Consider the following 18,894-nt stretch of genomic DNA (forward strand, 5'->3'; position numbering starts at 1 on the left):
CTGCGCGCAGAACACGCCACCACCAGGCACGTCTCCAGCGGAGAGGAATGACATGGTCGCCGGGCCGATGCAGGCTCGCCGTCATCCGATCAGCGGCAGCGCGCGGCAAACATCGTCTTGGATTACTCAACGGAGGAAGAAGATGACAGAACAAACATCCATCCGCAACAAGGTCATCGTGATCACCGGCGGCGCACGAGGAATCGGTTTCGCCACCGCGACTGCGCTGCACAACCTCGGCGCCAAGGTCGCGATCGGCGACGTCGACGAAGCGAAAGTCAAGGAGGCCGGCACCGCGTTGGGTTTGGACGTCTACAGCAAGCTCGACGTCACCGACCCCGAGTCGTTCTCAAGCTTCCTCGATGACGTCGAACGTCAGCTCGGCCCCCTCGACGTGCTGATCAACAACGCGGGAATCATGCCGGCCGGCAAGGTGATTGACGAGCCGGACGCGGTGACCCGTCGCATCCTCGACATCAACGTCTATGGCGTGGTCCTGGGAAGTAAGCTCGCCGCGCAGCGAATGGCTCCCCGCGGTCGCGGCCACATCATCAACATCGCATCTCTGGCCGGCGAGACCCCGACACCTGGACTGGCAACGTACTGCGCCAGCAAGTATGCCGTGCTCGGATTCACCGACTCGGCGCGCATCGAATACCGCGATACCGGCGTCCACTTCTCGTCAGTGCTCCCCACCTTCACCAACACTGAACTCATCGCCGGCACATCGGGGGCGAAGATTCTCAAAAACGCCGAGCCCGAGGACATCGCCAACGCGATCGTCGGGCTCATCGCGAAGCCCGCACGGCGGGTGGCGGTGACCAGAGCCGCGGGCATTCTCGTCGCATCAATGAAATTCATGCCGAAATCGGCGGGCGAATTCATTACCCGCAAGCTCGGCATGGAACACGTGTTCCTTGACGACATCGACAGCGCAGCACGCAAGGCCTACGAAGACCGCGCCCGCGGGATCGAATCCTGAACCATGCGCAACAGGATTAGACACATGAAGCCAGAGCGAGTGAGTTGCATGTCGATTTCGCACCGTGAAACACAGCCGGTGAAGAGATCGCCGATGCGCCGTGAGGGTCGGCACCCGCTCGGTGGCTGCGGTGAGTACCGCGCCGATCAGCTCGCGCGTGACGCCGAGTCGCTGATGATCTATGCAGGCAGCAACGAGGTCCAGGTGACCCATGTTGCGAATGGTCTGCTCGGTAGCTCCGAAGAGCGGGGCTGACATGGGACCGCTCGACGGAGTTCGCGTCATCGAGATGGCGGGTCTGGCGCCGGTTCCGTTCGCGGGGATGGTCTTCGCCGATCTCGGCGCGGACGTCGTCCGCATCGACCGCACCGGCGGAGGGTATGTGGCGCCGCCGGGCCCGCTGGATCGCGGCAAGAACAGCATCGGTGTGAATCTCAAAGACCCAGAGGGTGTTTCGCTTGTCCGCGAACTTGCGTCGAACGCAGATGTGTTCATCGAGGGCTTCCGGCCGGGTGTCGCGGAGCGACTCGGTATCGGTCCAGACGAATTGTCAGGGCTGAATCCGAGGCTGATCTACGGGCGGCTCACCGGGTGGGGTCAGCATGGTCCGCTGGCGGCGCGAGTCGGCCACGACATCAACTACATCGCGCTGACGGGCGCGCTGGAGTTCGTCGGACGCGAAGGTGAACGTCCCGTCCCGGCCGCGAACATCCTCGGCGACTTCGCTGGCGGCGGAATGCTTCTCGCGATGGGCGTCATGGGAGCCCTGTATGAGCGTGACCGATCAGGACTAGGTCAGGTGATCGACGCTGCGATGGTCGACGGGTCGAACCTGCTGATGACCTTCTTCCATGGTCTGCACGCAACAGGAATGTGGAACGACAAACGCGGCACGAACATGACAGACGGCGGCGCCGCCTACTACGACACCTACGAGACTGCGGACGGCAAGTTCGTCGCGGTCGGTGCGGTGGAGCCCGAGTTCTTTTCGCAACTCGTGGCGGTCCTCGACATCGACGACAGCGGACTCGATTTGCAGATCGATCCTCGCACATGGCCAAAGTGGCGATCAGTGCTGACAGCAAAGTTCAGGGAGCGCACTCGTGATGAATGGGCGGAGGTATTCGCTGATATCGACGCATGCGTGAGTCCAGTGCTCTCCCCGTGGGAGGCGCACGAGCACGCCCACAACGTCGCACGGGACGCGTTCATCGAGGTCGGCGGTCTCCGGCAGCCGGCACCAGCACCGCGGTTCAGCCGCACCCCGGCCGCGACGCCCCTACCACTCAACGCCAAAGACGAGTCGGCGGAATCGCTACTCGCGCGCTGGACTGCATGAGCACCGGAACCCGGGCGGCGCTACGACGAAGTGACCACCCGATTCCTATGCGTCCCTGGTAGCGGGACGCGGATTGTTCTGCTGCGCGGCTTCATGGAGAGCCGTGTAGATAGAAGATGACGCCGTCATCGGTCGCGACCTCCTTCGCCGCGGTACGCAGACACCGGGCCGTCGGCCATGTTGTGGGCCAGTTGGCCGGTCTCGCCGAAAAGCTCCGGTTGCCAACGTTCCAGTAGCGCAGTGTTGTCGACATCGTTGGGATGGAATCCCACCGTGTTGTACTTCCGAAACCGTTGGAGCACAGATCGTTTCAGGAAAGGGGAGCGGCGCAGACGCCACAGGCTGCCGAACAGGCGCACGGGATTGTAGGTCGCCCGGTCCCTGAGCATGGACAGCGTGGTGAACGCCACGATGCTGCCGAAGAAGGTGAGCGTCACCATGCGCATGGTCCAGATCCTGCGTCGCTCGCTGCCGCCCACCGTCCGGTATACGTCGAATGCGACCGCACGATGTTCGGATTCCTCATAAGCGTGCCATAGCAACATCTTTCGCACCTCGGTGGACCCGAGCAGGGCTTGGGCGTCCTCGTCGCCGAGCAACGACTCGGCGAAGACAGCGGTGAAGTGCTCCAATGCGGCCGTCATCGCCAGACAGGTCAGCGGGGAGAATCGGCGCTCATCCCAACGCAGTGACCTTGCGGTGAACCGGTCGTTGTACCGGGTCGGATAGCCCATCTGCTCGAGCCGCTCGTTGAGCGCGACGTGCTCTCGGCTGTGCGTCACTTCCTGGCCGATGAAGCCCTTGACCTGATCTTTGAGAACCGGGTCGGTGACCTGATCGGCATAGTGGCGCACGGACCGGACGAAGAAATCCTCGCCCTCGGGGAACGTCGAGGACAGATACGCCAGGACGTGGCTCATGACGAGATCGCCTTGGACGTAGTGTCTTTCGAGGCCACCCTCGGGGTAGTTGAAGTGGATGCGCCGGGCGCGGACGGGCCGTGTTGCGGTGTCAGACATGTGTTTCCCCCATGGTTGGTGCCAATTGAGTCAACATTCCAGTGAAGAAGGCACGCACTTCGTCGACCTTCTGGCGCTGGTCGCTCTGGGTCATGTCGTAGAGACCGAGACCGTCGAAGAGCGCGGTGATGGTGCGTAGCAGCACCCCAAAGGACGGCTCCGCAGTTGCTTCGCCGAAGAATTCGGTGGCCGACGCGTGCAGAATCTCGATGTACTTGTCGTCCCACCTCGCCATCAAGGCACGCAATTCGGCGTCGTGCCGGGCCGCGATCGAAAGTTCCATCAAGGCGCGACATTCGGGCTGTTCGTAGAACGACCACAGGATGTCGAGCGCGGCGGCCGGCGTGCGCTGCTGCGGGTCGAGGCCGGCCATCCGCGACTCGAATTCGACCGTGCGCTTGGCCACCAGGTGGCTGGCAGCCGCAGTGACCAGCGCAGCCTTTGTGGGGAAGTGATGAGCGAGAGCGCCCCGAGACACCCCAGCTCGCCGCACGACGTCATTGGTGGAGGTGGCCGCGTAGCCCTTGTCGACGATGCACCACAGCGTGGCCTCGAGTAGTCGCAACCGCATCGTCTCCACCCGCTCCGCACGAGGGATTCGAACCCGCTCGCTGGAGTGCCGCCGTCGCGTTCTCGCGGTCATACGGGGGACGGTAGACCCGAATCAACAAACAGGCAAGCCTGCCTGTGAAATCATGTTGATGCTCAGCCGCACGGTTGACGCGATCGGTTCAGGGTTCCAGCCCTCACACGTAACGGGTGCCATCGCCAAGATCGCGTCGACGTATGTGACCAGCGCTGCTAACGAGTGAGTCGGGCGGAACATCCGTTGCCACGACCGCGCCCGCGGCAACGACCGATCCTGAACCGATTGTGACGCCAGGAGCGATAGTTGCGTTGGCCCCGATCCACACATTCGTCCCAATATTGATCGGGGAGACAGTGATGCCATCGAACCGCTCCGCCGGGTCGACCGGATGGCCGGCAGTACAGAGCGTGACGCCTGGACCGATCATTGTGCGGTCTCCGATTGAGATGCCCCCAAGGTCATAAAATGAGCAATTCTGGTTGACGAAAACGCGATCGCCCAGACGCAGGTTTAAGCCGTAGTCGCAATAAAATGGCGGGTAGATTGTGCAGGTCTCAGGCAGCGGCTGCCCCAGGATTTCTTTCAGCAGCGAGTTGCGACCATCGACATCCGAGTGCCGTAGGACGTTCAGCTGCGACGTCAGGTCCATGACAATCTGCACCCGTTCCACCGCATGGCGCGATTCGTCGGTACCCCTGGGGATCAGCCGCGCCGAGTTCTTCTTCATGTTTCGATCCTGGCACCGGCCGCGGACATCGCGTATGACGACTCGCCTCGCTGCCACACCGCTATGTGACAACGACCGTCGGTGGTGGTGGACGGAAAGCGCTACACGGCAACCGAAAACGATGGGGGGACTGGCAACGCCATCGACTAGTACCTCGGGCTCAGACGTTCACTCCAATGGCTCGGGCGTGAAGGTGACGTCGACTCCGCCCACGGTCATCGTCACCTGACCTTCGATCACCATCACCTGCGCCGAGACCCGTCGATCGACAGTCTGGGCCAGTTGCTGCACCGGTGCATGCGGTATCTGCACCACCGACAGGTTCGGCAGTCCCGCCACTTTGGGGCCGACGGTGCGCCACCAGGTGGCCACGCCGGCGGCGAACGGGAAGAGCAGCACCTGGTCGGCCTGGCTGGCCGCCTTGCCCAAGGCGCGTTCGTCGGGCTGGCCGACGTTGATCCACTCCAGGATCCGGCCGGTGTAGTCGGCGAGCCGCAAGTCCGGTACGCCAGGGGAGGACAGGCCTGGCCCGAACGTCAACTCACCGTCGACGTCGCTGAGCCGGTGTGCGCGCAGCCCAAAAGCCAACAACCGCACCACCATCCGCTCATCGGTCTCACTGGGATGACGGGCCACGGTCAGCGCGTGATCGGCGTAGTAACCGTGATCGACATCGGAGACGCCAAGTTCGACTTTGAATACTGTTGCAGAAAGGGCCACGTCATAGTGTCCACCCAGGCGGTGCCTCCCGAACAGTCGGGCCGCGTTGAGTGCGTTGTACGCGACGCCCTCGACGGCACAGTGTTCTGACGTGCCCGGCGCCGATGCCCGTGCCGTGGGGAGAACCGATCACTCGCGGTGTAAATGGCGTGGCGGATTTGATCTCACATACCGCATCGGCCAAGCTGGTCTATGGCACAGATCGTCGACGGCATCTCCCGCACATTCAATGAGTTCTTGCTCCTGCCCAACAAGACTTCAGCCGAATACCAAGCCGTTGGAGTGCAACTCGTGGCGCCGATGGCGCGGCACGCCGTCGGAGAGCTGCCGCGGCTTCAACTGCAGGTACCGTTCACCTCGGCGATCATGCAGGCCGTCAGTTCGCCGGAGTTGGCGATCGGACTGGCCCGCCACGGCGGGTTGAGCTTTCTGCATCACAATCGTCCAATTGCCGAGCAGGTCGCCGACATTCAGGCAGTAAAGGCCTTCAAGGCGGTCACTGACCCACATCAGTTGGTTGACGCCGAGAAGCGTCTACGGGTCGGCGCAGGGGTGAACACTCATGACTACCGCGAGAGGATTCCCGTTCTACTGGACGCCGGCGCCGACGCACTGTGTCTGGACTCCTCGGACGGCTACAGCGAGTGGCAGTCCCGTGCGCTGGACTGGGCGAAAACGCACTATCCCGATGTGGTGATCGGAGCGGGCAATGTCGTTGACGGGCAAGCATTTGAGTATCTGGCCGATGCCGGGGCCGACTTCGTCAAAATCGGTGTCGGGGGCGGGTCGATCTGCATCACTCGCGACCAGAAAGGTATCGGCCGCGGTCAAGCCAGCGCAGTACTCGACGTCTCGGCCGCCCGGGATTCCTATGCCGAGCGCACCGGCCAGTACGTGCCTGTGTGCTCCGACGGTGGCCTGCAGCTGGACTATCACGTGGCACTCGCCTTGGCCATGGGCGCGGACTTTGTCATGATGGGCCGCTACTTCGCCCGATTCGATCAGGCACCCGGCGCGAAAGTGCCTACTGCCAACGGCTACGTCAAAGAATATTGGGGGGAGGGTTCCTACCGTGCCCGCAACTGGCAGCGCTACGAACAACCAGGCACCGGGCTGACCTTCGAAGAAGGCGTAGACGGCTACGTACCCTACGCCGGCGACCTCAACGACGGCCTCGCGCTGACCATCGCCAAGATCAAAGCCACCATGATGTCCTGCGGCGCAACCAATCTTCGACAATTCCACGACAGTGCGCGGCTGACCTTGGTCTCCGATCAGAGCTTCCAGGAAGCACATGCCAGCATCGACATCCGGACGACCCGAACCAACCTAAACTGACGTCGATGCCGAAACCCGAAGCGTTCCAGGGGGTTAGGACCGCGCAGCTCATCGCTACACTAACTGACATAATGTACCTTATCGGCGTTTAGGTTTAGCCTGGTGCGTGCAGTAAGTTCCGGCGCAGGTCCACCTCATCGCCGACATGGGCGGACTCCCGCTTGAGCATCGCCGTCCAACCATCGCCCGTTCCATTCCTGGCGTGACAGCACCCTTCCGTGAGCGACACGAGCGTCGCGGCGCGGGCCGGTCCACCAAGGATTCGATCGCCACGCGGCGACACCTCGGCTAAGCGACGGAGGCGCTCGCACCGTCCACTCTGCCTCGACGATGTCGTTCGAACTTGAGGGCACGACAGCAGCAATACGTCACAGTGACGTTTTACCAGCGGCTTACCGGATGCGTGAATATGGCTGCCCACGAAGGCTTTTCGGCGATCTGGTCGGTACCAATGCAAATCGTGGCTCAATCATGGACGAGAACTCCTCGACCGGGAGTCGGACATGCCGCAGACTGCCGGGAAGCCACTTCCCCGCCATTCCGAGCCGGCTCCATTCCGCTATTCGTCACAGTGACGAATAGCGGATCAGCGAGCGACCTCCAACTCGTTCGAATTGATGGTGAGGTGGAGGTCGCCACCGACGCGTTGACCGCCGCCGCCGACACTCCCCCAGCAGGGCCTGAACATCGGGAATCCACTGCGACTTCCGCCGCCTTCGAGCAAGGTCGCGTCGTTAACACGAACTTCGTGCTCGGTCGGGCTGCCGGGTTAGTAGCGCGATGAGGCAGCCGGCGGCGAGGACACCGATGGCGACAGCGAAACCGATGCCGGCGCTGCGTAGCCCCCAGTGGTCGGCGATCAGACCGTCGCCGATGACGGGTACTGAGATGGCGATGTAAGCCACCACGAACAGTGCTGAGCTGACTTCGGCCCGCCGATCGGCTGGCGCGGCCTCGGTGACGGCAGCCAGACCGCGGCTGAAGCTGATGCCTTGTCCCGCACCGGAAATGATGGCGGCCACGACGAGACCGGCGAGTGAGGTGGTGACCAGTGCCGCCGTCAAGGCGATCATCCCGATCACCAGCGTTGCGCAGCCCAATGCCATCGCGCGTCGGGGCTGTATCCGGTTAGCCGCTACCTGGGCCACTGCTGAGGCGAGGAAGGCGCAGCTGGCAATCGCACCGGCTGCGGCGTGGTTGTCGATGCCGATCATGGTGGAAAGGAATGACGGTGCCAGCGCGGCGAACAGCCCCATGCACGCAAATCCCGCGAACGTCCCGATCGCCGCCAGGGCGAACGTGGCACGCACTTGGACAGGAAGTCGCAGCCGCTGCATGCCGAGCTGTCCGGTCTTGGCCGATGTTTCTGGCACGCGGACGACGGCAAGCCCCGCCGCCACCGCCAACACGACGTGCATCACGAAGGCCAGCTGCAGCGGTGCTGGGCAGTACTGGACGAGAACACCGGCCAGCAGCGACCCGGCACCCAGGCCACCTATGTTGGCGATGGTCGCGGTCGCGGCGGCCCTGGTGCGCCATTTCGGCGGTGCGGCTTCGATGATCGCTACGGTGGCAGTGCCGGTGAAGACACCTGCCGACAGCCCGGACAGCATGCGTGCAGCCACCAGAGCGGGAACTGTGTCGGCCAGCAGGAACGTCGCGCCACTGGCGACCGCGGCGGCGACGCCGCCCAGCAGAACTGGGCGTCGACCGATCGCGTCGGACCAGCGCCCGAAGAACACCAGCGCCGCCAGTACCCCACTGGCATAGACCGCATAGATCAGCGTGGTGGTGAGCACGGTGAGACCGAAGGTGGTGGCGTACAGGGCATACATCGGCGTGGGCAATGTGGTGCCGGCCATGATGACTGCGAACGCGTATGCCAGCAGCGCGGTGGCCACACCGCCACTGGGCCTTGGCCTTTGACTGCCCGACGTAAGTGCCTCGGCGCTGACGATCATGACCGCTTCGATGGTGCTGATGGCACGATGTAGGGCGCCATGGATCGCGCAGCGGCGCTGGTTGTTTCGGCGATGTTGTGGATGGCGATGTGGCCGATGTAGCCGTCGGGCCGAATGAGCACCAGCGCGTCTCGGGTCAAGCCGTAGATCCTGGCGAATTCTCCGGTCGGGTCAGTGAATGCGCCGTCAGGGCCGCCGCGTCCTTCGGTGTCGATGACGATGCGGTTGAGTCGCGCACCTTCGGCGGGCCAGTCGAGTGCCGTCAACGCGTCGGCGGCGTGTCGACCGTAGGCCAGCGCAGTGAAATGCGGTCCGCGGTAAGCGTCAAAGAGCCGCGCGCGGCGGCCGTCCGCGGTGACGAGGTCGGCGTCCGGCGCGCGGTCACCGACGCGCAGAGCCGCGGTGCGGTCGGCGGCCAGCGGCGCCAGTGGCCCGCCGTGGTAGGTCAGGGCGAGTTGTTTTTCGTCCTTGCCGCGCCGGATGCTCGAGGGGTCGAACTTGCCGATACCTTCGTATTTCTTGGTGGATAGCCCGAGCACACCGGCAGCGATCGGTTGGCGTTCCTCTTCATAGGTGTCGAGGAGTCGATCGTCTGCTCCTGCCAGGACTTGTCCGAGCTTCCAGCCCAGGTTGTAGGCGTCGCCGATCCCGGTGTTGAGGCCCTGGGCGCCGGCGGGGGTGTGAACATGGGCGGCGTCACCGGCGAGCAACACGCGGCCGCGGCGGTAGTTCTGAGCCAGCCTGATGTTGGGTCGAAAAACCGACTGCCACTGGATGTCTCGCAGCACGAGGCGCTTGTTGTGGGTGTGGGCTTGGATACGCGCGTTGATCTGAGCCAGGTCTTGCGGCGGTTGTTCGTCGGGCGAAAGTCGGATCATCCACTGGAATGTGTCGCTGTGCGGCAACGGGCAGGCGCCCACAAAGCGGCCCTTGATACCGGGCCAGACGTGCCAATACTTGCGCGACAATCCACCCGAGACAGCGGCGTCGACGATGAGGATGCGGTCGGCCTCGTCGGTGGAGCCGCTGAACTCGACGCCGAGGACCTTGCGGACCCGGCTGGCACCGCCGTCGGCGCCGACAAGGTATTGCGCGGTGATGTCCTCGCCACCATCAGCGGTCGTGACGCGTGCGGTGACATGGGTGCCGTGGTCGGTAAAGTCGACCAGCTCCGTGCTGAAATCGACTCGTCTGCCGAGGGATTCGAACCGAGCATGCAACGCGCGGTCGGTGCGGTGCTGCGGGATGAGCCAGGTATCGGGGTATGGGATATCGGGGCCACGCTTCCCCTTGGCCATCATCGTGAAAGGGATGGTGATCGGGCCGAGATGGATTCCCATCGGTGGGTAGAGGGCACCCTGGTCGAGGATGTCGGGCAACGCGCCCAGATCATCGAGAACCTCGAGGGTGCGGGGCTGGATGCCCTTGGCGCGCGAACCATCGAAGGCATGTGACGCCTTGTCGATGAGGCGTACTGCCACGCCGCGGCGCGTGAGGTCGATCGCCAGCGCGGTGCCTGCGGGTCCCGCGCCGATGATCAAGACGTCTGTGGTGCTCGTTGCGGTCATGGGTCAAGCCGATCTGTAGAAGGTCGCCAATTGGTCGGCGACGACGAGGGGACGTTCGAACGGAGCCATGTGGCCGCAGTCATCGATGACGTGGCATTGGCTGGGCTCGAGCAGTTCGCGCACCTGGTCCAGGCTGCTGATCGGGGTGACGTGGTCCTCACGGCCCCAGATCAGTTGCGTGGGCAGGCCAAGTGTGCCGGTGCGCCGGTAGAGCTCGGCGCGGTCGAACAACGGGAAGTGTTGCAGCGTCTCGAAAAAAGCGTAGATCGAACCTTCGTATCGTGAGGCGTCGCCGATCATCGCCGCCAGTGCGGCGGCGTGGTTGGCGTCTGCCACATTGTGTCCCAGATGCTGTTCGAGGAAGCGTCGCCCGAACCGCTTGGCGACGACGCCGGCCGCGATGCCGTTGCCCAGCAACAGTTTCTGCGCGACGGGTCGACGGCTCAGCCCGGCAGGGCCCACCAGCGTCAGAGTGGCGGCGCTGTCGACGTGCTGGCCCATGTACGCCATGGCGACCAGTGCACCCATCGACGTGCCCACCACGTGGCAGGAGACGGGTAGGTCGAGGTGCTCGATGAGCTCGCGAAGTTGGCGGACGAACAGGGCCTCGTCGTAGCGCGCGACGACGCGGTCGGAGTAGCCGCGGCCGTAACCGCTGTAGGCCAGAGTGCGCAGTCCGCGGGCATGGAGCTCGGCAGCCAATTCGTCCCAGTAGAACAACGGAATGGTCAGCCCGCCGGTCAGCACGACGACATCGCCGCCGACAGGCCCAGCCAGCTCGTAATGCGTTACACCATCGCTCAATTGAATGTAACTACCGCGAAGACGACACCGCGTGGCGGCGTCCAGTCGGCGGTCTTCTCCACGTGCGACGAAGTACTTCATCGGGCGTTCCTCACTGCACGGGAGTGCAGAAACTCGGTGACCGCGTCCGCTACCCAAGCAGCGTCCTCTTCGGGGAGCAGGTGTCCCCCGTCAGGATGAACTTTTTCGACACTGCCGGCGATGTCGCGGGTGAAGTGTTGGCCATCCATATCCGCGCTGCGCAGCACCAGGGTCGGCAGGCTGATATGCGGAATCTCGCCGCTGCGATCCGGCTGGTCGGTGGTGAGGAAATCCACGAACGCCGACCGGTTACCGGGCCGGTTCCACAACCGGTGCGCACGATCCACCATCGCGGCATCGACAATGTCGGAGTTCGGCCCGACGGCCTGGCGCAGGCTGCGTTCGACAGCGCGCCGCGGCATGAATCGCCGCAGCACCTGGCCGATGACGGGGTTGCGCGCAAGCCGCATCCCGGCCGGCAGTTCTTTGTCGGGGTACCCGGTGGCATTGATCAACACCAAACCGGTCAGCTGAAGGTGCTCGGGGTGATCGAGCGCGAGGTTCCAGGCGATGTTGCCGCCCAACGAATTACCCACGACGGCGCATCGCCCGACGCCGATGGCGTCCAAGAAGCGTGCAAGTGTCCCGGCGTAGGTGGTGACGCGGTAGTCGCGGTCGGGCCGTGGCCCCGTTACGCCGAAACCAGGCAGATCCGGGCGGATCACGTCGAAGGACGGCGAGAGCCGTTGAGCGACGGCCTCCACCCCGTACAGCGACGACGCGCTGCCGTGCAGTAGCACCACCGTCGGGCCCTTGCCCGACCGTCGGTAATGGATCCGCATGCCATCGACTGTGGCGAACTGCGAGTCCGAGTGAACATCGATATCGCGAACATTCATAATGGATACAGTGTTGCCATAATTATGCCGTGTGTCAAGAGTCAGTGATACTGAGACAGTGACCTCGACTTCGAAACCCGCGCAGCGATCGACCCAACGGTCGCGAGGGCGCCCCGCCGTGCCAGTGGAACGCATCATCGACGCGGCCACCGCGATCCTCGACGAGGATGGGGCCGAGGCACTGTCCATGCGGACACTGGCCCAGCGGTTGGATTCGGGCACTGCCACCCTGTACCGGCATTTCAGATCACGCACGCAACTGATCGCCCATGTCATCGACGCCGTACTCGGCGAGGCCGATATCGATGCGGCCGCGGCACGCGAGATGCCGTGGCGGCAGGCCGTGGAATCGGGCGCACGCACGCTGTTCGAAGTCTTCCGCACGCACCCACACGTGGCGCCGTTGCTAGCCGAGCGAATCCCGATGGGACCCAACGCAATGCGGCAGCGCGAAGTGATGATCGCCGTATTTCTGGATGCAGGTTTCGATCCCGAGCTGGCCGCACAGGCATATGCCACAGTGGCGCGTTTCGTCCTCGGATTCGCCATCCAACTCGGCGAGCACCCGACCGATGACGACGCCGAGCTCCCCGAAACCTGGCGCGCCCAGGATCCACAGTCCTACCCCGCCACCGTGGCGGTGGCCGCCCATCTGCCAGTCGGACTGGACCGCGAGTTCAGCCTCGGGCTGGAATTAATCCTCAACGGCCTGACACAGCTGCTCGCCGACGGCTGATCCACCGATAGCCGTCCCGACTCCGACGCCGCGTTGCCGTCAACCGAAGTGGTGATTGACACCCGGCCGCATTAATGGATACGATGTAGCCATAAATAGTTGCGTCGAGCTGCCCACAGTCGCCTACTCCGTGAGGGCGCAGCCCACGGCGAGCCTCCCAATTGAGAATCGGAGACAATGGTGAGCCGAATATTGCTACGCGGTGCGCAGGTGATCACCATGGCGCCAGATCGCCCCGACACTGAACGCATCGACATCCTCGTCGAGGACGATCGCATCGCGGCGATGGGCGACCACCTCGATCCGGCCGGCGCCGATGTTGTCGACCTCAAGAACCGCATCGTCATACCCGGACTCGTCAACGCCCACCTGCACACGTGGCAGACTGCGCTACGGTTCGCCGGCGGAGATTGGTCGCTGCTGGAGTACCTGGCGCACACGCACGGTCACGTCGCGCGCAGATACGGCCCCGAGGATATGCACATCGGGACACTGGCCGGTGCGCTGAACCAAATCAATTGCGGCACAACCACTATTGCCGACTGGTGTCACAACTGCCTGACGCCAGCGCATGCCGACGCCGCCATCGACGCACTGAACGTCGCCGGCATCCGCGCAGTCTTTTTTCACGGCACACCCCATGGCGGCCCCACCAAACCCCATGACATGTCCGAGGTCGACCGACTCCTTGGCGGTCCCATCGCCAATAGCGCGCTGCTTACCGCGGGAATGGCGATCAAGGGCCCGCAACTGTCAGCTTCCGACGCGGCGATCGCCGACCTCCGGGCCGCCCTCGAACGCGGCGTGATCGCATCGATGCACCAGAGCGCCGGAACGCCCGGACATGGCTGGAATGCCGTCGGCGCTGCTGGCCTGTGGGGTCCCCACGCCAACATCGTGCACGGCACCGGGCTGACCGACGAATTGGTCAAGAAACTCGCCGACGCCGGAGTCACCTTCACGACCACACCGGAAAACGAACTGGGTCAAGGACATTGCACGGCAATCACCGAACAACTGGTGCGTGCCGGCGGGGCGCCGTCACTCGGCACCGACACGGAAACGGCCGTATCCGGTGAAGTTCTCACGGCCGCCCGCATCACCCTGGCCCGCCAACGAGGCCTGGCCCATGAGCAGGAGTTCCACCGCACAGGCATGGGTGCGCCCACCGCAGGGCTCACCAGTAAGCAGGCGCTGTCGTGGGCAACTGTCCATGGCGCGCGCGCCCTCGGTCTGGCCGACAAGGTGGGCCACCTCTCCCCCGGGATGCAAGCCGATATCGTCGTCATCGACGCCCGAGCACTGAACCTTTGGCCAGCCCACGACCCGGTCACCGCGGCGCTGCAGGCCAGCATCGCCAACATTGAAGCGGTCATGATCGCCGGACACTGGCGCAAGCGCCACCACACCCTGGTCGATACGGACGTCGACGATGTCAAAGACCGGCTACAGCAGTCGGGAGAACGCTTCGCCCACAAGATCCGCGCGACCGGCCCGCTGGCCCGTACGCGACGGCGCGTCGTGCGAACGGTCGTGCGCCGGCACCTTCGTCGCCAAGCCCGCTCAGCTAGTTAACCCCAACCCTGCCGACGCCCGCAGCGCCCTGGTCTGCCTGCTCCCGACTGGCCGCGCCGCCATCGAGAAGGCGGCGCCCGAGCACGTGGCGGACGTCCGCCGAAACATCATCGATCTGCTCACCCCGCCTTCACGCCCCATGATTATCTGTCACTGTGACGAATAACGATGGAGTGGAACTGGTTTCAATGTTCATGAATGCGACGCAATCTCGGCGAGCGTGCCAGCGGCAATCTTTCGTCTTCTCGTGGTCTGGGATGATCAAGGCGTGACCGATGTCCTCGCCAACCCCGTCAACGCCGCACTCGACGGTCCGCACGTCCGGTTCCGCGAGGTCAGCGGACGAATCCGGCGGTATCACCCGGACGTCTCGGTCTTCTATGGCCACCCGCGCGAACTGACAGACGACGACTACGGTCACGTCGCGCACCTCGCCGGTCCCAGTCGGATCGCCGTGCTTCGCGACCGCGCCACCCCACTGCCCGCGGCGTGGTCCGTCGTCCAGACATTTGGCTTGGTCCAATATGAGGGCAGCGCTGTCGAAACCGCGCCCGAACCGGCAGCAATATCGCTCACTGCTGCCGACGTACCCGAGATGTCCGCTCTCGTCGAGCGGACCAAACCGGGACCATTCCTCCCCCGGACAATCGAACTCGGCACCTACCTCGGTATCCGTGATGGCAACGGCTCACTCGTTGCGATGGCCGGCGAGCGGATGCGGCCGACCGGATACACCGAGATCAGCGCCGTATGCACCGCTCCCGAAGCCCGCGGACAGGGCTTGGCATCCCGCCTGATCCGCGCGGTCGCGCAAGGCATCCGGGATCGCGGCGAAACTCCGTTCCTGCATACGTCCGACGACAACCCAGCTCAAAAGCTGTACACGGACATGGGATTCAAGCTGACGCGTTCGGTCCCGCTCGAGATCGTCCGAATTCCCTGACTCAGAGCCGCTGAATGCGAAGTCCCGCATGCGGATCCGATGTCACGGCATGGGGATCGGCGGCGGCGACGGAATTGCCGGAATCGCCGGAATCGCTGGTGGCGACGGAATGGCAGGCGGCGCCGGGATGGCAGGCGGCGCGGGAATCGCCGGTGGCGCCGGGGCCATTGGTCCGCCCGTCTCCGGCGCGGGCGTCTGCGGCGCAGGCGATTCGGTGACCGGCGCTGACGTGTCCACCGTCGGCGCGCCCGATGTCGGAATGGCTGTGGTCGTGGATGTTTCGGTGGTCGACGTCGTCGTGGTGACTGATGTCGTCGTCGGCTTGTCGTTCGAGGCCTTGTCGCCACACGCGGCGAGGCTGGACACGGCCAACACCACTGCGCCGACGCATGCGGTCAGCCGACCTGGGAATTGCGGAATCGGGTTGGTAGGCATGGTGCAATCACTTTCGTCCGGCAGTGTCGTGGAAGCGGATACCCATTCTCCAGCCAGCCGAAACCCGCTGATCCGCCATGGCGTACATCATGCCCAACCAGCGAGCGAAGGATCAGGAATTCGAGCCGTCGTCCGGACAGGCCACGTCCACATAGACCGTCACCGATGTCTTCGGCAGGGGCGGTACCCCGCGGTTCGGGTTGTGGATCGCATTCACCTGACATCGGTTCAGCGGCAACGAGCTACGGCCGCTGATCCAATTGATCGACACGGTGTATCCGTCGGTACTCAATTCGTGGATGATCTGATCGGCGGGTTGACTGCCCGGCGTCGGATCCGCCGCGGCCAACGGCGATTCCCCGATTGCCATGGCCGCCAACAGTGTGGTCAAACCGATGGGCCTCGTATGTCGCGATGAAGTCCGCATCTCACTCCCCCTCTGACGGTCGGGCTCCCCTGCGCGGCCGTTGATTTACCCTGTCGTTAATTGTGAGTGTATGCACGATGTACGACAGTTGAACGGAACGTTAAGTGAATTCATAGACAGTCGGTCGGTCCGTCGCCCCCGTAGGGCAGCTTTCACGACGGTGAGCAAGTAGTCACGCGTCACGCATACAACCCACACGCAGTGTGTTGCGGATGAATGCTGTTGTCGAGCAACCTGTTTCGATCACACTCTGAGCGTCCAGCCGCACCTAGACCCGACGACACTCGACGCCGTCGACCCCGGACAAATATTCAAGTTTCCGTTAATTTTGGGGAAACACTAGATAGACTGCCGCTGAATTACACGACTGGGAGGATCGGTATGGCGAACAGCCGTTTGGTTTCGGCGATCGTGGCTGCAGGCGTTGTCTTGGCGGGCGGCGCGGCGGCTACAGCTTGGGCAGGGGGTCCGCCCGGTTTCGTGCAAGACGCAGACGACGTTTCGGTGGCAGTCGGCACGGGTGAATTCCAAGGTGCCCTGGTGGGTTTCACCGCAACCGGTGACACCAACGAGGAAGCCTCAGCCGCAGTCATCGCGGCATGCACTGCCGCTGGTGGAGTTGAGTGCACCAGCGACGAGGTGACCAACGACCGCCTGTGCATCGTGTCGGTGGGCGACGGCGTCAGCCATGTCGTCAGTGGCGGTGCCGGCGTCACCATCGAGGCAGCCCGGGACGACGCGTACAACCGCGCAGCGGCGGCCGGCACGCCGTTCGGCGACGACCCCACCAGCGTTGTTGTATCGGCCTGCCCCTGATGAGCGAGCGCATGCCAGCGCGTACCGCGCACATCCATGTTGGTAACGCGACCGAGGGGAATGGACACATGCCAGGTCGACGCAAGGCGGCACTGCTGATGGTGAGTTTGGCTGCGGCGGCAGGTATTTCAGCGCCCGTCGCCAACGCGCGGCCGACGTGCCAGGACACCTTCGCCAAAACCATCTGTTCGACGAACGGCAGTACGTCGATCAAGGCCCGTCCGGGTACGGTCGCCCCGCCGGCCAACCAGCCCATGATGCCCTGGCTCGGGATGCCGGGGCGGCGCCGCTGATCGCGCGCGATGACCCGTCCGTACCACGGCGGGTCATCGCAAGCACTCCAGCCCTCACGGGTTGATGGTCTGCTCTCCGAGCTGACGACCCCACACGTAGTCGGCGACGAGCGGTGAGTTGAGTCCGATGTGGTTGTACGGCGCGATAGAGGCGCCGGTATCCAAGACCAAGTACGGCATCGGAAGGATGTCCTTGGTCACCTGCCAGCATCCCGGACGGCCCATCGGACCGCCCGAGGCGTTGACTCGCGGCAGATTGTCCGGATACACATAGGGATTCGCGGCGCCGACCAACGTGCCGGGCCCTGACAGCGAATATCCATTGCCACCGATCGCCTTGGCCAGAGCCGGTGCTGCCCGTACGACGCCCCTTAACGTGCAATCGAATTCGGGGCTGTAGGCGTTCAACAGCTGAGCTGTCGACTGCAGATCCTGCGCGCCGCGGACGAGGTACGGGCCGCCGCGCTCGAAGCTGTCCGCAGCGGTATCGCCGTACCCGACTGCGGCCATCAGCGCGCGATCCAAGTTGATTCGCTGGCCGTTGATGGTGCGCACCGCCTGAACTGCGCTCGCCAGGCCATCCCACAAATCCGCGGAGGCATTCGCGTAGGCATCTGCGAGGTCGGCGATCGCCCTGGTGTCATGGCGGAAATCGGGCATCCGCTCGACGAAGTCAGCCAGGATGTCGTTGCCCTCGACCAGGGACTGTCCGAATCTGTCACCAATGCCGTCGAGCGCCTGCGCTGCGGCGGTCAGCGTCGCGTTGACCTTGACCGGGTCGATCTGCCCGGAGATCGCGGTGATGGTCTCGAACAACGTGTTGAATTCTGCGGTGATGCCGACTGCGTTGATCTCATCACCGGGCCGCAGCCGCTGCGGAGACGGATCGCCAGGCGACGCAAAGGCGACGTACTTGTTGCCGAACGCCGTGGTGGCCTGCAGTCGCACTTCGACATTGCGCGGCAACGTGTTCGAGTACTGCGGGTCGATGTCGAGCTCCAGCCGGGCTTGCGGGCTTTTGCCACTGCCGGTCACCGCGTCGACTGCCCGCAATCGGCCGATCGGCACGCCGTTGTAGGTGACTTTCGAACCCGGGTCCAGCGAGAGTCCAGCGCGACTCGTCAGGACATACAGCTCCGTCGAAGTGCTGAAAAAGCCACGGAATTGGCACCAGATCAACGTCAACGCCGCGGCTACGGTGAAGGCCAAGATCACGCCGGCGGTCTTGTAGGGCGGCGTTCTGTTCTTGTTGAGTGGAGCGCGCCTGTCCCCCATGGGCAGATGGTAGGGCGTCGGAGCCGTCGGAGCAGGTCAATGCGTCGTCCCGCTGACGCTGCGGCGTCAAGATTTCTTCGACGGGATCACGATCACCACGATCAGCGTCAGGATCGAGAAGAACAGCCCCAGAAGTCCCCAGCCCAAAGGGTTTCTGCCCTTCGTACCGGCGATCACCGCACAGATGATCGCGGCGATGACGCTACCGATCGCGACGAAGATTCCTTTGATGCCCCGCAGAATGAAGCCGGCTGCCTCGGGCTGACTCTGTAGGGCGATGACCAGTTCATGAACCATCTCAAATCCTCACACTGAGTGACGCGTCGAGTGCATCAGCTGCTGCAGCTATTCCCTGCCGTGGGTTCTTCGAAACGTCGCCATCCGGTTGACATCCCAGGTTTGAGGAGCCGGAACAGATGCGGATTCA

General features: G+C 63.9%; 20 protein-coding genes and 1 pseudogene. 9 read left to right on the top strand and 12 right to left on the bottom strand.

Going from position 1 to position 18,894, the window contains the following annotated elements:
- Positions 1–142: 142 nt before the first annotated feature.
- The 3 genes and pseudogenes from A7G45_RS16670 to A7G45_RS16680 all read left to right on the top strand — a co-directional run bounded on the left by A7G45_RS16670 (position 143) and on the right by A7G45_RS16680 (position 2,321).
- Complete coding sequence (locus A7G45_RS16670) at positions 143–982, top strand: SDR family oxidoreductase (protein ID WP_260938650.1); 840 nt, start codon at positions 143–145, stop codon at positions 980–982.
- A 120-nt stretch (positions 983–1,102) separates the two neighbouring features.
- Positions 1,103–1,237 (top strand): annotated as a pseudogene (locus A7G45_RS16675) (acyl-CoA dehydrogenase family protein); the annotation flags it as partial.
- A gap of 1 nt (position 1,238) precedes the next feature.
- Positions 1,239–2,321, top strand: a complete 1,083-nt coding sequence (locus A7G45_RS16680; RefSeq protein WP_260938651.1) for a CaiB/BaiF CoA transferase family protein — start codon at positions 1,239–1,241, stop codon at positions 2,319–2,321.
- A 125-nt stretch (positions 2,322–2,446) separates the two neighbouring features.
- On the opposite strand, the gene A7G45_RS16685 is transcribed toward A7G45_RS16680, so the two are convergent.
- The 4 genes from A7G45_RS16685 to A7G45_RS16700 form a co-directional block, all read right to left on the bottom strand.
- Positions 2,447–3,340 carry a metal-dependent hydrolase gene (locus A7G45_RS16685; protein ID WP_260938652.1) on the bottom strand — a complete coding sequence of 298 codons (894 nt, stop codon included), beginning with the start codon at positions 3,338–3,340 and terminating at the stop codon, positions 2,447–2,449.
- Entirely contained in the window at positions 3,333–3,983 is a 651-nt protein-coding gene (locus A7G45_RS16690; protein ID WP_260938653.1) for a TetR/AcrR family transcriptional regulator, read from the bottom strand. The genes A7G45_RS16685 and A7G45_RS16690 overlap by 8 nt, the downstream gene beginning before the upstream one ends.
- A gap of 103 nt (positions 3,984–4,086) precedes the next feature.
- Positions 4,087–4,656 carry a DapH/DapD/GlmU-related protein gene (locus tag A7G45_RS32310; protein ID WP_276555246.1) on the bottom strand — a complete coding sequence of 190 codons (570 nt, stop codon included), beginning with the start codon at positions 4,654–4,656 and terminating at the stop codon, positions 4,087–4,089.
- A gap of 168 nt (positions 4,657–4,824) precedes the next feature.
- Positions 4,825–5,376 (bottom strand): YaeQ family protein, encoded by a 552-nt coding sequence (locus A7G45_RS16700; protein WP_260938655.1) that lies wholly within the window; start codon positions 5,374–5,376, stop codon positions 4,825–4,827.
- A gap of 192 nt (positions 5,377–5,568) precedes the next feature.
- Between A7G45_RS16700 and A7G45_RS16705 the strand changes: the two genes are divergently transcribed.
- Positions 5,569–6,714 (top strand): IMP dehydrogenase, encoded by a 1,146-nt coding sequence (locus A7G45_RS16705; protein ID WP_260938656.1) that lies wholly within the window; start codon positions 5,569–5,571, stop codon positions 6,712–6,714.
- A 734-nt stretch (positions 6,715–7,448) separates the two neighbouring features.
- Here A7G45_RS16705 and A7G45_RS16710 read toward each other — a convergent pair.
- From A7G45_RS16710 to A7G45_RS16725, 4 genes are all read right to left on the bottom strand, one after another.
- Entirely contained in the window at positions 7,449–8,675 is a 1,227-nt protein-coding gene (locus A7G45_RS16710; protein ID WP_260938657.1) for an MFS transporter, read from the bottom strand.
- A complete protein-coding gene (locus A7G45_RS16715; RefSeq protein ID WP_260938658.1) occupies positions 8,672–10,243 on the bottom strand; it encodes an FAD-dependent monooxygenase in 1,572 nt (523 codons plus the stop codon). Before A7G45_RS16715 ends, A7G45_RS16710 begins: the two co-directional genes overlap by 4 nt.
- 3 nt (positions 10,244–10,246) lie before the next feature.
- A complete protein-coding gene (locus A7G45_RS16720; RefSeq protein ID WP_260938659.1) occupies positions 10,247–11,047 on the bottom strand; it encodes an alpha/beta fold hydrolase in 801 nt (266 codons plus the stop codon).
- 77 nt (positions 11,048–11,124) lie between these two features.
- Positions 11,125–11,910, bottom strand: a complete 786-nt coding sequence (locus tag A7G45_RS16725) for an alpha/beta fold hydrolase (protein ID WP_260938660.1) — start codon at positions 11,908–11,910, stop codon at positions 11,125–11,127.
- A 181-nt stretch (positions 11,911–12,091) separates the two neighbouring features.
- Here A7G45_RS16725 and A7G45_RS16730 point away from each other — a divergent pair, with 181 nt between their 5' ends.
- From A7G45_RS16730 to A7G45_RS16740, 3 genes are all read left to right on the top strand, one after another.
- A complete protein-coding gene (locus A7G45_RS16730; RefSeq protein ID WP_260939746.1) occupies positions 12,092–12,703 on the top strand; it encodes a TetR/AcrR family transcriptional regulator in 612 nt (203 codons plus the stop codon).
- 180 nt (positions 12,704–12,883) lie between these two features.
- Positions 12,884–14,278, top strand: a complete 1,395-nt coding sequence (locus A7G45_RS16735; RefSeq protein WP_260938661.1) for an amidohydrolase family protein — start codon at positions 12,884–12,886, stop codon at positions 14,276–14,278.
- 268 nt (positions 14,279–14,546) lie between these two features.
- On the top strand, positions 14,547–15,221 hold the full coding sequence (locus tag A7G45_RS16740) for a GNAT family N-acetyltransferase (RefSeq protein WP_260938662.1): 675 nt from the start codon (positions 14,547–14,549) through the stop codon (positions 15,219–15,221).
- Between the two features lies 1 nt (position 15,222).
- On the opposite strand, the gene A7G45_RS16745 is transcribed toward A7G45_RS16740, so the two are convergent.
- The gene (locus A7G45_RS16745) at positions 15,223–15,570 is read right to left on the bottom strand and encodes a hypothetical protein (protein ID WP_260938663.1); all 348 of its coding nucleotides are present in this window, start codon (positions 15,568–15,570) and stop codon (positions 15,223–15,225) included.
- A gap of 198 nt (positions 15,571–15,768) precedes the next feature.
- A complete protein-coding gene (locus A7G45_RS16750; RefSeq protein WP_260938664.1) occupies positions 15,769–16,026 on the bottom strand; it encodes a hypothetical protein in 258 nt (85 codons plus the stop codon).
- Between the two features lie 597 nt (positions 16,027–16,623).
- Here A7G45_RS16750 and A7G45_RS16755 point away from each other — a divergent pair.
- Both A7G45_RS16755 and A7G45_RS16760 read left to right on the top strand, forming a co-directional pair.
- Positions 16,624–16,899 carry a hypothetical protein gene (locus A7G45_RS16755; RefSeq protein WP_260938666.1) on the top strand — a complete coding sequence of 92 codons (276 nt, stop codon included), beginning with the start codon at positions 16,624–16,626 and terminating at the stop codon, positions 16,897–16,899.
- A gap of 68 nt (positions 16,900–16,967) precedes the next feature.
- Positions 16,968–17,192, top strand: a complete 225-nt coding sequence (locus tag A7G45_RS16760) for a hypothetical protein (RefSeq protein WP_073912674.1) — start codon at positions 16,968–16,970, stop codon at positions 17,190–17,192.
- Positions 17,193–17,246: 54 nt separating this feature from the next.
- Here A7G45_RS16760 and A7G45_RS16765 read toward each other — a convergent pair whose 3' ends face one another.
- Positions 17,247–18,467: an MCE family protein gene (locus A7G45_RS16765; RefSeq protein ID WP_260938667.1), complete on the bottom strand. Its 1,221-nt coding sequence runs from the start codon at positions 18,465–18,467 to the stop codon at positions 17,247–17,249.
- Positions 18,468–18,533: 66 nt separating this feature from the next.
- Positions 18,534–18,764: a hypothetical protein gene (locus A7G45_RS16770; protein ID WP_043396208.1), complete on the bottom strand. Its 231-nt coding sequence runs from the start codon at positions 18,762–18,764 to the stop codon at positions 18,534–18,536.
- Positions 18,765–18,894 lie beyond the last annotated feature (130 nt).

It is taken from the genome of Mycolicibacterium llatzerense (assembly GCF_025331195.1).
GTDB lineage: Bacteria > Actinomycetota > Actinomycetes > Mycobacteriales > Mycobacteriaceae > Mycobacterium > Mycobacterium llatzerense.

What these genes read in the sequence shown, in the direction of transcription:
- A7G45_RS16765 (WP_260938667.1), bottom strand. Translation starts at nt 18,467, where the DNA reads ATGGGGGACAGGCGCGCTCCACTCAACAAGAACAGAACGCCGCCCTAC.
- A7G45_RS16715 (WP_260938658.1), bottom strand. Translation starts at nt 10,243, where the DNA reads ATGACCGCAACGAGCACCACAGACGTCTTGATCATCGGCGCGGGACCC.
- A7G45_RS16760 (WP_073912674.1), top strand. Translation starts at nt 16,968, where the DNA reads ATGCCAGGTCGACGCAAGGCGGCACTGCTGATGGTGAGTTTGGCTGCG.
- A7G45_RS16705 (WP_260938656.1), top strand. Translation starts at nt 5,569, where the DNA reads ATGGCACAGATCGTCGACGGCATCTCCCGCACATTCAATGAGTTCTTG.
- A7G45_RS16710 (WP_260938657.1), bottom strand. Translation starts at nt 8,675, where the DNA reads ATGATCGTCAGCGCCGAGGCACTTACGTCGGGCAGTCAAAGGCCAAGG.
- A7G45_RS16670 (WP_260938650.1), top strand. Translation starts at nt 143, where the DNA reads ATGACAGAACAAACATCCATCCGCAACAAGGTCATCGTGATCACCGGC.
- A7G45_RS16750 (WP_260938664.1), bottom strand. Translation starts at nt 16,026, where the DNA reads ATGGCAATCGGGGAATCGCCGTTGGCCGCGGCGGATCCGACGCCGGGC.
- A7G45_RS16680 (WP_260938651.1), top strand. Translation starts at nt 1,239, where the DNA reads ATGGGACCGCTCGACGGAGTTCGCGTCATCGAGATGGCGGGTCTGGCG.
- A7G45_RS16725 (WP_260938660.1), bottom strand. Translation starts at nt 11,910, where the DNA reads ATGCGGATCCATTACCGACGGTCGGGCAAGGGCCCGACGGTGGTGCTA.
- A7G45_RS32310 (WP_276555246.1), bottom strand. Translation starts at nt 4,656, where the DNA reads ATGAAGAAGAACTCGGCGCGGCTGATCCCCAGGGGTACCGACGAATCG.
- A7G45_RS16690 (WP_260938653.1), bottom strand. Translation starts at nt 3,983, where the DNA reads ATGACCGCGAGAACGCGACGGCGGCACTCCAGCGAGCGGGTTCGAATC.
- A7G45_RS16770 (WP_043396208.1), bottom strand. Translation starts at nt 18,764, where the DNA reads ATGGTTCATGAACTGGTCATCGCCCTACAGAGTCAGCCCGAGGCAGCC.
- A7G45_RS16685 (WP_260938652.1), bottom strand. Translation starts at nt 3,340, where the DNA reads ATGTCTGACACCGCAACACGGCCCGTCCGCGCCCGGCGCATCCACTTC.